The sequence below is a fragment of the Actinomadura luteofluorescens genome, assembly GCF_013409365.1.
GTDB classification, from domain to species: Bacteria; Actinomycetota; Actinomycetes; order Streptosporangiales; family Streptosporangiaceae; genus Spirillospora; species Spirillospora luteofluorescens.
Genome location: NZ_JACCBA010000001.1, coordinates 629,066 through 640,203, shown reverse-complemented (window position 1 = coordinate 640,203; position 11,138 = coordinate 629,066). Strand labels below are relative to the sequence as shown.

Below are 11,138 nucleotides of genomic sequence, written 5' to 3'. Positions count from 1 at the left end.
AGTGAACTAGTCCGGCAGGAAAGTCAACTAGTTCAGTTGCACCGGAGATCGCGGTCGGGACAGAGTGGGCGACTGCCTGGAGGGGGATGATCATGTCGGCGACACGGCGACCGGATCCGCCGTACCTTGTGATCGCGGCCGAGATCCGATCGCGCATCGAGTCCGGCGAGCTCAGGCCCGGCGACCGGGTGCCGTCGATCCGCCAGATCGCCGAGCGGTGGGGGGTCGCGGTCGCGACCGCGACCAGGGCGGCCGCCGTCCTGCGCGAGCAGGGCCTGGTCGAACCGCGCGTCGGCGCGGGAACCGTGGTCAGCGCCGCCGGCCCGAGCGAGGCCCCCCCGGCCGGCCGGGGGACCGGCCAAGCGCACGCGGCTGCTGGAGGCGGCCATCGCGATCGCGGACGCCGAGGGAATCGAAGCGGTGTCGATACGACGGCTCGGCGCGCACCTCGGCGTCCGGCCGATGTCCCTCTACCAGAGCATCACGAGCAAAGAAGAGCTCCTGATGCACATGGCCGACCACGTCTTCGGCGAGGTCATCCTTCCGGCGAAAGGGCCGGCAGAGTGGCGGGCGAAGCTGGAATTCATCGCCCGCGCCGAATGGGAGCTGTGTCGACGCCACCTCTGGCTGCCGAAGACCGTGTCATTCATGCGGCCATTGTTCGCGCCGAACATGATGGCGCACACCGAATGGGTGCTCCGCGCCCTCGACGGTCTCGGCCTCTCGATGGAAATCCGGGTGCGCGAAGCTCTCACCATCCATTCGATCGCCGTCGCCGCTGCAGGCTCCCTGGCCGAGGAGGACTGCACCGGGAACACCACCGGAACGAGTCTCCACAGTTGGAACCCGACCCCGCCGGTGCGCGAGTGGAAGACCGTCAACCGCACCCGGTTTCCCCTTCTCTCCGCTGTTCCCCAAGGAACGGCGGAAGACCTCGAAGGGCTCTTCGAATACGCCCTCGCGCGGCATCTGGACGGACTCGCCGCGATGCTCGCCGACCGCTCGAACACGCCCCGCGCCGAGATGCCGGGTTCGCAGGCCGCTACTGGGCGGGTGCGTCGGCCGCCGGGGCAAGACCGGTGAATGCGAGGTCGACGATGGCGTTGACGTGGGCGGTGTCGGCGATGCGCGGGGTGAGCAGTCGGCGGTAGTAGGCGGCGCCGTAGAGCAGTTCGGTGACGAGGACCGGGTCGGCGTCGGAACGGACCTGGCCTGCGCGCTGCGCCGCGCGGATGCGTTCGGCGGCGGCTCCCGCCAGGTGACCGATGAAGTTGTCCCACAGGGCCCGGTGGAGGTCGGGGTCGTGCTGGGCTTCGCCGATCAGCGCGCGGTAGTGCGGGAAGACGTCCGGGTCGCCGAGGATGCGGGAGGCCGCCGCCATCTGCGCCTTGATATCGGCGATGAAGTCACCCGTGTCGGGGAAGGTCGCGTCCATCTTCCATGTGGACAGCAGGCCGTCCAGCAGCACGGCGGCCTTGGACGGCCACCAGCGGTAGATGGTGTTCTTGCCGACGCCGGCGCGGGCGGCGATGCCCTCGATGCTGAGTTTGCGGTACCCGACCTCCTGGCACAGGTCCATCGCGGCCTTGATGACGGCGTTGGCGGCCTCTTCGCTTCGGCGCTCGGGACGTCTGGGTGACATGCGGCCAGCATACCGCTCAGGCGGCACGGAACGTTCCGTATTGACGTGAGACGCGGGGGGCGTGCATGCTGAGGCGGCACGGAACGATCCGTGCCGCCATTGAGGGACGAGCCCATGGAAGTTGAGTTCACGCACGACATCGCCTGCGTCTGGTCGGCGCTCGCCTACATTCGCTTCCGGCGGGCCGCCGAGGAGCACAGGGCCGGTGGCGGCGAACTGGAGGTCGACTTCAGGCCGTACGAGACCGAGCCTTCGTCAACGGAAACACCGTCGGGTCGCGGCCAGCTCCAGCCCGCCCCCGCCGCGCGGATCGAGCAGATCGCACGGGCAGCGGCGGCCGACGGCCTGGTGGTGAACCTCGACCGGATCGTGCCGGCCCACACCGGCGAGGCCCACCGGCTCATCGCGCTGGCGGCCGCGCAAGGCAACGCCGAGGACATGACCGCCCGCCTCTACCGCGCCTACTTCAGTGACGGTCTGGACATCGGCGACGTGAACGTGCTGCGGGGGCTGGCCTCCGCGATCGGCGTCCGGTGGGACGGCGAGAGGCCCCGCGCGGAACCAGCGCGGCCCCGCTCGCGCGTCCGGCCCGCGAGTGCCGGTCTTCCGTTTCCCGGACGGGACCGTCCTCGTCGGAGCCGTGTCGCTCGCCACGCTGCGAAGTGAATTGATGCGAGTCGACTCACCGCGCCGCCGCCCATCGTCCGATCGCCTGCTGGCTGCGGAATCAGTGTTCTGACCAACACCAGGCGCAGCCAAGCAGAGGAACGACGTCTGCCTAGCTCAGTGCGTGCTCTCGACCTGGCGGCCGGGCGTCAGGTCGCCTGTCACCAGGTGCCCGCTCTGCATTGAAGCCCCCGGCCTCATTGGACCGCTCGGCGATGTTGTTTCGCCGAGCCGCCTAATCGACCTGACGCGGGGAATCGCATCGAACCGCCGCGCAGGCGGCGTCAGCGAGGTTGCTCACTGTGGCGCGCGCTCGGCCGCGCGGGTGTCCGCCGCGACACGGCGCGGACACTCCGCGACGCCGCGATCATGCTCCCCGTAACCCTGAAGGCCGTCCACACCGGAGCCCACCTGCTCACCTCGACCCGCGAGAAGAACCACGCCGAGCTACCGTCCGCCAGGTAACTCGGACCTTCGGGGTCAGTTGAGGCGGCGCCAGAGTTCGGGGGTTCGGTCGGGGGTCCATCCGGCGTCGGAGACGTGGGCGCGCAGGCATTGGTAGGTGTGGCCGCCGTAGGTCACCCGGTCGCCGAGTTCGTAGTCCTGCCCGGCCGCCCACTCGGGCGGCTTGGAGGTTCCGCTGTCCGTCGGGGTCGGGCCGGTGGTCCCGGACGGCGGTGTCGTGCTCGGCTGGCCGGTCGGACCGCCGGGGGAGCCCGACGTGCAGGTGGGCGGCGTGGTGCCGCCGTTGCCGCTCGGGTCGTCGCGAGGGTCCCAGCCGTCCCAGTCCCAGTGCGGGCACATCCTCTTGATCTCTTCGTCCGTCATGGGCCGGACCTGGTAGTTGGTGGTGCCGGTTCCCTTGAGCGGAGCCTCGATGGTGACCTGGGGCGTGTACCAGTAGTAGTGGCCGCGCAGGGGGTGCGGGAAGTTCAGTTTGTAGCGTCCCTTCATGACGCCCCAGTCCTCGGTGCTCTCCAGCCATCCGACGTAGCCGGGCGGGACCGCGAAACTCTGCCCCTTCCAGGTCCAGGTGCCCCACTGGTAGGAGAAGTTGAACTCGACCTTCCACTCGACTTCGGCGAGGCCGAACAGCCCGGCCTTGCCGCCGACGGAGACGCTGGTGCCCACGGTGTACAGCTTGACTTCGGTGTCCTGGTACTGCGTGGTGACGATGGCGTCGGCCGTCTGAGCGCAGTTGCGGGTGAACTGGTTCCGGTCGTTGCGGTACGGCTTGGGGTCCTTGCCGGTCTGGACGATCGGCTCCCCGTCCGGGACGAACTCGCAGCCGTCCGCGTTCACGGGCTGGAACAGCATCCAGTCGCCCAGGAACTTGTCCTTCTGGTGCCAGGTGTACTTGGTCGGTTCGGCCTCCCCGCCCCCCTTCTCGTCGCAGATGTCGTAGAGCAGCCGGTCGAACTCGTCCGTGCCGGTCTTCGGGGCGACGGGGTAGTCGCAGTCGGAGGTGTGGTCCTTGCACCAGTTTGCGAAATCGTCGGAGTTGTCGTCGTCCGCGCGGGCCCACGGGGGTGTCGTCACCAGGCCCGCCGCGGCCATGGTGGCGACCACTCCCGCGGTGAGCGCCCGGTTCCGCAGCCGCCGCGCGCGCGGGCGCTCCTCGTGCCGTGCCGCCGTGCCCGTCGAGTTCATCGCGTTCCGATCCTTCGTTCCGGTCAGGAGGGGCAGCTCTGTGCGTACTGGAGGAGGCTCGGGCCCGGCTTCGGCGGCTTGTCAGGCGTGCAGTCCTGGCCGACGAGGCGGTAGATCCGGCACACCGCGACCGACGAGCGCGCCTCGACCACCCAGGGGAGGTTGACGGTCAGCAGTGCGACGACCAGCCCGCCCACCACGACCAGGAGGGCGCCGTACCCGGCCGTCGTCACCCCGCGGTCGCTCCGATCCGGGTGTAGACCACCGCGGCGGCGTCGGCGTACACCAGCTTCCAGCGGAGGTCGCCGGAGAGGATCTGTGCGAACGCGTGCTCGCGGGGCCAGACCACCACCTCCACCCGATAGCGGTCGAGAGTGCTGCGCCATGAGGGTTCGCCTCCGAGGAGTCGCAGGTAATCGTGGATGAGCTGCCGGGGATACATGTCGTAGCGGTCGTCGATGAAGACGCGCTGCCGCGGCCAGTACTCGTGGATCGTGTAGCCCGCCCACACGTCGGTGGTGAGGAGCCGCCGGCCCAGGAGCCCGTTCCGCTCCACGGCGCGCATCGCCGCTACCGGGTAGTCGGTGACGTCATGGCCGAACGCCGGGCGCGGCAGCCGGTCGGCCGTCCAGAACACCGCGAACGCCAGGACCAGCGCCAGCGGGACCCAGTGGGGGCGGCGCCGGGCGTCCGGGCGCGGCGCGTCGCGGCCGGCGAGGCGCGAGACGATCGGCAGGGCGACGACCGGGGCGGCCGCGATGTTGCGCTGCGCCCACAGCGCCAGCAGGAGGAAGGACACCAGCACCAGGACGTCCCGCCGGGACGGCCGCCGCCGCGCGCGGGCCAGCACCACCAGCACGGTCGCGAGGAACAGGGCGAACATCATGCCCTGCGGCGTCCGCAGATCCGGGGACTTCCACTCGATGATCGCGGCCAGGACGTCGCCGCGCATCAGCAGCGCCACGGGGAACCACAGCAGTGCCGGTCCGTAGGGGTTGACCAGGCAGACCGCCCCCGCCAGCAGCCCCGCCCGGGCCAGCGCCCGCTCGCGGTCCCGCCACGGCGGAGCGCCGTCCAGCCAGCGGCCGGCCAGATGCAGGGCCAGGAAGCCGAATCCCAGCGCGAAGCTGCCGTGCACGTTCACCCACAGCCACATCACCACGGGGATCACCAGGTGAGGGCGGCGCCCGGCCGGGGATTCGGGGACGTCCACGACCCACACCAGCACGAGCAGTGCCAGGACGCCGAGCAGCAGCGGCCGCTCCGACCAGACCAGGCCGGCCGCGATCAGCCCGGACGCGGGCAGCAGCGCGGCGGCGAGCCGGTCGTTGGACAGCCGCAGCGCGAGCCGGAACGAGAGCGCCGCGATCGCCAGCCCGACGGCGGCCCCGAAGAGCCGGAGGGCGACCGGGCCGCCGGCCGTGTCCAGCAGCGCGTAGCAGACCTCCGCGAGCCAGGACTGGGCGACCCAGGACGTCCCCGGCGCGGTGAAGGAGTAGATGTCCGAGCGCGGAATCCCGTGCTCCAGAATCCAGTGCCCCGTCCTCAGATGCCACAGAAAGGAACTGTCGGCGAGCCGCCGCTGGCCGTTGGCCCAGCCGAACACCATCCATACCGCGGCGTAGAGCGTCACCATTCCTGGAGGGCCGAGGCAGGGGAGTGCCCGCCCCGGCCGACCGGGACCCGGGACGGGCGGCGGTGCCGGGGCGCCGGCGCCTCGTCCCGCCCGTTCGTCAGTGTCGGGGCGCATCGCGGTGCCTCAGGAGGTCGCCGAGCCGCTCGACGGCGTGAAGATGGCGCTGATCGCGCTGCTCACCGCGCTGGAGAACTTGCTGAGCAGGCCCGCCGCGTAGAGCGCGGTGACCAGGGCGCCGACGAGGACCAGCAGGGCCGCGTACTCGGTGATGGTCACCCCGCGCTCGCCCTCGCCCCGGTCGGCGTACCACTTCCCGAGCTTGTCGCAGCCATTCTGCATGAGCAGGACCAGACGAACTGAATACATGTCGCCTCCCGGTAGAAACGGTGTTTTGCAATCAATACGCTAGAAACCAATGGCCCTCGATCACAGGGCTGATGGTCCCTATTTCCGTTGGGCCGGGGCCCGGAAATTCAGTCGTCCTGCGGCGGGCGCAGGCGCAGCCAGAGGGCGATGGCCCCGCTGCGGGAGGAGACACCGATCTTCGGGTAGACGCGGTTGAGATGGTTCTTGATGGTCTTCTCCGCGAGGAACAGCCGGCCCGCGATCTCGCGGTTGGACAGTCCGCGCGCGACCAGGTCCACGATCGCGATCTCGCGGGCCGACAGCCCGAACCGTTCGATCGGGTCCCCCGCGTACGCGACCCGGACGGCGTCGACCAGCGCCGCGCTCGCGGCCGGGGAGAGCGGGTTGCCGCCTCCGACGACGTCGTGGACCGCGGTCACGAGATCGTCCTGGTCGTAGGTTCCGTGCACGAGGTATCCGGCGGCGCCGTTCGCCACGGCCTCGCGCACGATCTCGGGGTCGTCGGAGTAAGTCAGCATCAGCACCCGGCTGATCCGGGCGAGGGGGGCGGCGGCGCCGATGCCGTCGAGCAGCGGCATCCGGACGTCCAGCAGGACCAGGTCGGGGCGCAGCCGTTCGGTGAGCGCGACGGCCCGCTCTCCGTCGGCGGCCTCCCCGACGACGGTGATCCCGGCCGCTCCCAGCAGCGACGCCAGCCCGGAGCGGACGACCGGGTTGTCGTCGGCGACCAGGACCCGGATCGGTTCCCGGTCGCGGCCGGCGGCCCGCGTGGTCAGGTCTGCCGAGTCGGCCATGTCAGCCCGCCCTTCGCAACGTGCCCGCGTACCGGACCCGGACGGTCACGGTCGTGCCCGTGCCCGGCCGGGACTCGACCGACAGGGTGCCGCCGATGCTCTCGGCGCGCTCGCGCAGGCCGAGCAGTCCGTAGTGGCCCTCCCGGGCGAGGTCCTCGACGGAGGTCAGGGCGAAGCCCCGGCCGTCGTCGGACACGCACAGCACCACGGCGTCCGGCTCGACGGCGAGCCGGACGGTGACCGACCGGGCGCCCGCGTGCCGGGCGACGTTCGCCAGCGCCTCCCCGTGGATGGCGAGCAGCTCCCGCCTTCCACTGGGGGACAGGTCCGCGGCGGGGTCGATCCGGCATCGCAGGCGGACCTTGTGCCGGTCGCGCCACGCTCCGCTCCTGGCCGCGACGGTCTCGGCGAGCGGCCGGTCGAGCGCCGGGTCGCGCAGCCCGGAGATGAGCTCGCGGGCCTCCACCGCCGCCACCCGGACGTGCTCGGCGATCGTGTGCGCCTCCCGGGCGGCGCGTTCGGGGTCGCGGCGCAGCCATAACGGCAGCGCGGTGGCGGCCAGCGCGATGCCGCCGAGCGTCTTGCCGACGGAGTCGTGCATGTCGCGCGCCAGCCGGAGCCGCTCCTGCGCGGCCGCGGCGATGGCCTCCGCGCGGACGCGCGCCCGGTCGGCGTCGGCGTTCTCCTCCAGCATCCGCCGCACCGTCCGGCCGGCGAACGCGGCCAGCGGATAGCAGGCGGGCTGCCCGACCAGCGCCTGGAAGGACGCGAGCGTGTGCTGCTGGGCCTCCGGGACGAAGGCGATCGTGCCGACGTAGCACAGGACGTGCAGGACCGACAGCGCCGCCACGCCCACCCGGTCGAACAGGAGCCCGGCCACCAGCGCCGTGAGCAGGGTGGACAGGAAGAACGGACCGAGCGGCCCGCCCAGTGCCAGGACGCCGAACGGGACGCCCGCGTCCAGCGCGGCGAGCAGCGGGTGCCGTTCCAGCAGCGCGACGACCCGCCCGGCGTGCCGGGCGGCCAGCCAGGAGACCACCCCGACGCAGGTGACCAGGGCGATGGCGCCGAAGGTCAGCCGGTCGCGGGGCAGCAGCAGCATCGACACCCCGGCCAGCGCCGTCCGCAGATGCATGATCAGCCGGAAGGTCTCGGTGACCCGCCCGGCCGGGACGCGGTCGACCGCGGCGCCCGGTGCGGCGCCCTGTGCGGTGGCCGGTCCCCCGGGGGACCCGCCGGTCTCAGCGAAGTACCGCAACGACGTCCGCCCCCACGGTGAAGAGCATCGAGCCGAGGACCAGGATCATGATGGCGGGCAGCGACAGGGTCGTCGTCACCGCCGTGATCCGCGGGGTGTTGCGCTGCGCCTTGCGCTTGGCCCACTGCGCCGCCTGCCGCCGCATGTCCGCGCTGATCTGCTCCAGCGCCGCCGACAGCGGGGCGCCCAGCTCCTCCGACTGCAGCAGCGCGGTGATGAACTGGTGCAGCGACGCCGAGCGGTTGCGCCTGCGCAGCTCCTCGAAGGCCGCACGGCGAGGCGTGCCGAGCTCCATCTGGCGCAGCGCGATCTGGAACTCGTCCGCCAGCGGCCCCGGCATGCTGCTCGACACCCGGCCCAGCGCCAGCCGGAAGCTCAGCCCGGCGGTGACGGTGACGGCGAGCACGTCGAGGAAGTCGGGCAGGGAACGTTCGATCTGCTCCCGCCGGGCGCGGACCCGGCTGTAGAGCAGCAGTTCGATCTGCCCCACGCCGAGCAGCGGCAGCAGGCTGGGCAGCCCGATGCCCGACAGCAGCAGGATCGCCGTGGTGAAGCCGAACAGGACGGCGAAACCGGCCGTCTGCCGGGCGTACACCTCCAGCGTCATGTCGCCGGGCCGTCCGGCGGCCTCGATCCGCTTGCGGATGCCGATCCGCCAGCGGCCGATCATGGCGAGCGCCAGCGGTGTGAACGGCCGGCCGAGCACGTCGGCCAGACCTCCCAGCGGGACGACCCCGCGCCGCCGGGCCGCCCGCGCCGCCGCCGGTGCCGCGGGGGCGTTCACCCGCTCGGACGAGCGCAGCATCGCGTACCCGGCCGTCGCCGCCAGGAAGCAGCAGGCCGCCGGCACGGCGCTGACCGCGGGGTTCACAGGTCGATCCTGGTGATGCGCCGGATGATGACCAGTCCGGTGACGAAGAGGGTGAGGGAGACGCCCAGCATCGCCTGCCCGACGGTGCTCCCGGCCATCTCCCGCAGGACGCCGGGCTGGATGAGGTTGATGAGCAGCAGCGCGCCGATGCCGAGCACGCCGACGGCCCAGTTGCTGACGACGGCCTCGCCCAGGATGGTGCGGATCTCCCGCCGGGTCTCCTTGCGCTCGTCGAGCGTGGTGGCGATGCCCTGGAGCGCGGTGACCAGCGAGCCGCCCGAGCGGGCCGCCACCAGCAGCGTGCTGACCAGCACCGCCAGCTCGCGGGAGGGGAGGCGCTCGCCGAGCTCGTGCAGCGTCTCGTCGATCGGCTTGCCGATGCGCAGCGCGGCGGAGGTGATGCGCAGCTCGGAGCGGGCGGGGTCCTCCAGCTCCTCGGCGGCCATCTCGATGGCGGTGCGCAGCACCAGCCCGGCCGACGAGGCGTTGGACAGCACCCGGGCCAGCTCGGGGAGCTGGGCGATGAACTCCTCCCGCCGCCGGTCCTCCCGGCGGCGCAGGAAGCCGAAGAACGCGAGGGCGACCCCGACTCCGGCGGCGACGCCGAACAGCGGGGCGAGGTAGGCGCCGATCAGCACGAGCACCGCCACGGTGCTGAGCGTCAGCAGCGTCAGGAACGTCAGCACGCTCATCCGCACCCCGGACGCGGTGAGGCGGCGTTCCACGACCCGGCCCGCTTCGGTGCCGCGCAGCCAGCGCTCGAACGCCTCGCGCGGGCCGCGGCCGAGCAGGCGCTCGCCGGTCACCGAGCGCTCGGCCAGGACCCGGCGCCGCTCCCAGCCGGCCAGGAACTGCATGAGCCCGAGGACGGCCACGGCCAGCGCCCCCGCCGTCAGCCACAGGATCAGTGCGGGCGTCACGCTCATCCCCCCACCTCCCTGACCGGGGCGGGGGCGGCGTCGAACCCGCCGGGGACGCTCTCGCCCCCCAGCAGCAGCCGCTCGACGAGCTGCGCGGGGAGCGCGTGCCGCCGGTGCTCGCCCCGCACCCTCAGGTCGGGCCCGAGCGGCTCGGCCGCGAACCGTGACACGGTCTGCAACCGGACGGCGGCCTGGGCCCCGTCCGTCCGGGACGCCACGGCGACCTCGGCGACCCGGCGGGTCCCGTCCGGGCCCCGGGTGAGGTGGACGACGGCGTCGACGGCGTGGACGATCTGGTCGCGCACGGCCTCGAACGGCAGGCGCAGGTCGCTCATGCTGCCCAGGGTCTGCAACCGGTGGACGGCGTCCTCGGCGGAGTTGGCGTGGACGGTCACCATCGACCCCTCGTGACCGGTGTTCATCGCCTGGAGCATGTCCAGGGTCTCCGCGCCCCTGACCTCGCCGACGATGATGCGGTCGGGCCGCATGCGCAGCGCGTTGCGGACCAGATCGCGGATCGTCACCTGGCCGCGCCCCTCGATGTTGGGCGGGCGGGACTCCAGCCGGATCACGTGCTGCTGCTGGAGCTGGAGCTCCGCGGAGTCCTCGACGGTGACGATGCGCTCCTCGGCCGGGATGAACGCCGACAGGGCGTTCAGCATCGTCGTCTTCCCCGTGCCGGTCCCGCCGGAGATCACCACGTTGACGCGGGCGCGGATCAGCGCGGCCAGCAGCATCGCCGTCGCCGGGTCCACGCTGCCCTGGGCGACCAGCTCGTCCACCATGTAGGCGCGGGGGAACCGGCGGATCGTCAGCACGGGGCCGGTCAGCGACAGCGGCGGGATGATGACGTTGACGCGCTCACCGGTCGGCAGCCGGGCGTCCACCATCGGCGACGACTCGTCCACCCGGCGGTTCACCTGGGCCACGATCCGGTCGATGGTCTGGTAGAGCTGCTCCTCGTCGGTGAACCGGGTGTCGATGCGCTCCAGCCGCCCGCCGCGCTCGACGTAGACGTCGCCGGGGCCGTTCACCATGATCTCGGTGATGGAGCGGTCGGCCAGCAGCGGTTCCAGCACGCCGAGGCCGAGCGCCTCGTCCACGACGCGGCGGATCATCTGGCCGCGCTCGCCGGCCGACAGCACCGGCCCGTCGCGGCTGATGATGTGGCCGGTGACCTTCTCCAGCCGGGCGCGACGCTGGGCCAGGTCGAGGTCGGCCAGCTCGTCGAGGCTGACCTCCTCCAGCAGCCGCTGCCGCCAGCGCGACACCGAGCCCGGATTGATCCGGTGCCCGTTCTGATGGGGTTCGCCCGTCCTGTTGCGCAGCGCCATC

The 11,138-nt window shown here is 72.0% G+C and carries 12 protein-coding genes and 1 pseudogene; 3 read left to right on the top strand and 10 right to left on the bottom strand.

Features of this window, described 5'->3' with window-relative positions; genetic code table 11:
- Nucleotides 1–86 precede the first annotated feature (86 nt).
- A pseudogene (locus tag BJY14_RS47630) lies at nucleotides 87–299 on the top strand (GntR family transcriptional regulator); the annotation flags it as partial.
- Nucleotides 300–372: 73 nt separating this feature from the next.
- Entirely contained in the window at nucleotides 373–1,083 is a 711-nt protein-coding gene (locus BJY14_RS44300; RefSeq protein ID WP_312879773.1) for a TetR/AcrR family transcriptional regulator C-terminal domain-containing protein, read from the top strand.
- Here BJY14_RS44300 and BJY14_RS02795 read toward each other — a convergent pair.
- Nucleotides 1,043–1,642 carry a TetR/AcrR family transcriptional regulator gene (locus BJY14_RS02795; RefSeq protein ID WP_179842142.1) on the bottom strand — a complete coding sequence of 200 codons (600 nt, stop codon included), beginning with the start codon at nucleotides 1,640–1,642 and terminating at the stop codon, nucleotides 1,043–1,045. The two genes, BJY14_RS44300 and BJY14_RS02795, sit on opposite strands and share 41 nt — an antisense overlap.
- 114 nt (nucleotides 1,643–1,756) lie before the next feature.
- On the opposite strand from BJY14_RS02795, the gene BJY14_RS02790 reads away from it, so the two are divergent.
- Nucleotides 1,757–2,308 carry a DsbA family oxidoreductase gene (locus BJY14_RS02790; RefSeq protein WP_179842141.1) on the top strand — a complete coding sequence of 184 codons (552 nt, stop codon included), beginning with the start codon at nucleotides 1,757–1,759 and terminating at the stop codon, nucleotides 2,306–2,308.
- Between the two features lie 480 nt (nucleotides 2,309–2,788).
- Here the strand turns inward: BJY14_RS02790 and BJY14_RS02785 are convergent, their stop codons facing one another.
- From BJY14_RS02785 to BJY14_RS02745, 9 genes are all read right to left on the bottom strand, one after another.
- Entirely contained in the window at nucleotides 2,789–3,958 is a 1,170-nt protein-coding gene (locus BJY14_RS02785) for a carbohydrate-binding protein (RefSeq protein ID WP_179842140.1), read from the bottom strand.
- A 23-nt stretch (nucleotides 3,959–3,981) separates the two neighbouring features.
- The gene (locus BJY14_RS02780) at nucleotides 3,982–4,191 is read right to left on the bottom strand and encodes a hypothetical protein (protein WP_179842139.1); all 210 of its coding nucleotides are present in this window, start codon (nucleotides 4,189–4,191) and stop codon (nucleotides 3,982–3,984) included.
- Nucleotides 4,188–5,594 (bottom strand): hypothetical protein, encoded by a 1,407-nt coding sequence (locus tag BJY14_RS02775; protein ID WP_179842138.1) that lies wholly within the window; start codon nucleotides 5,592–5,594, stop codon nucleotides 4,188–4,190. Before BJY14_RS02775 ends, BJY14_RS02780 begins: the two co-directional genes overlap by 4 nt.
- A 123-nt stretch (nucleotides 5,595–5,717) precedes the next feature.
- Entirely contained in the window at nucleotides 5,718–5,960 is a 243-nt protein-coding gene (locus tag BJY14_RS02770) for a hypothetical protein (RefSeq protein WP_179842137.1), read from the bottom strand.
- A 107-nt stretch (nucleotides 5,961–6,067) separates the two neighbouring features.
- The gene (locus BJY14_RS02765) at nucleotides 6,068–6,754 is read right to left on the bottom strand and encodes a response regulator (protein WP_179842136.1); all 687 of its coding nucleotides are present in this window, start codon (nucleotides 6,752–6,754) and stop codon (nucleotides 6,068–6,070) included.
- Nucleotide 6,755: 1 nt separating this feature from the next.
- Nucleotides 6,756–8,012 (bottom strand): sensor histidine kinase, encoded by a 1,257-nt coding sequence (locus BJY14_RS02760; protein WP_179842135.1) that lies wholly within the window; start codon nucleotides 8,010–8,012, stop codon nucleotides 6,756–6,758.
- Nucleotides 7,996–8,883 (bottom strand): type II secretion system F family protein, encoded by an 888-nt coding sequence (locus BJY14_RS47090; RefSeq protein ID WP_179842134.1) that lies wholly within the window; start codon nucleotides 8,881–8,883, stop codon nucleotides 7,996–7,998. The genes BJY14_RS02760 and BJY14_RS47090 overlap by 17 nt, the downstream gene beginning before the upstream one ends.
- On the bottom strand, nucleotides 8,880–9,809 hold the full coding sequence (locus BJY14_RS02750; RefSeq protein WP_179842133.1) for a type II secretion system F family protein: 930 nt from the start codon (nucleotides 9,807–9,809) through the stop codon (nucleotides 8,880–8,882). The genes BJY14_RS47090 and BJY14_RS02750 overlap by 4 nt, the downstream gene beginning before the upstream one ends.
- Nucleotides 9,806–11,137 (bottom strand): TadA family conjugal transfer-associated ATPase, encoded by a 1,332-nt coding sequence (locus BJY14_RS02745; RefSeq protein WP_179842132.1) that lies wholly within the window; start codon nucleotides 11,135–11,137, stop codon nucleotides 9,806–9,808. The genes BJY14_RS02750 and BJY14_RS02745 overlap by 4 nt, the downstream gene beginning before the upstream one ends.
- Between the last annotated feature and the right edge of the window lies 1 nt (nucleotide 11,138).

Excerpts from the sequence above, each read along its gene's own strand:
- BJY14_RS02750 (WP_179842133.1), bottom strand. The coding sequence starts at position 9,809 with ATGAGCGTGACGCCCGCACTGATCCTGTGGCTGACGGCGGGGGCGCTG.
- BJY14_RS02785 (WP_179842140.1), bottom strand. The coding sequence starts at position 3,958 with ATGAACTCGACGGGCACGGCGGCACGGCACGAGGAGCGCCCGCGCGCG.
- BJY14_RS02775 (WP_179842138.1), bottom strand. The coding sequence starts at position 5,594 with ATGGTGACGCTCTACGCCGCGGTATGGATGGTGTTCGGCTGGGCCAAC.
- BJY14_RS02795 (WP_179842142.1), bottom strand. The coding sequence starts at position 1,642 with ATGTCACCCAGACGTCCCGAGCGCCGAAGCGAAGAGGCCGCCAACGCC.
- BJY14_RS02765 (WP_179842136.1), bottom strand. The coding sequence starts at position 6,754 with ATGGCCGACTCGGCAGACCTGACCACGCGGGCCGCCGGCCGCGACCGG.
- BJY14_RS02745 (WP_179842132.1), bottom strand. The coding sequence starts at position 11,137 with ATGGCGCTGCGCAACAGGACGGGCGAACCCCATCAGAACGGGCACCGG.
- BJY14_RS02770 (WP_179842137.1), bottom strand. The coding sequence starts at position 5,960 with ATGTATTCAGTTCGTCTGGTCCTGCTCATGCAGAATGGCTGCGACAAG.
- BJY14_RS02790 (WP_179842141.1), top strand. The coding sequence starts at position 1,757 with ATGGAAGTTGAGTTCACGCACGACATCGCCTGCGTCTGGTCGGCGCTC.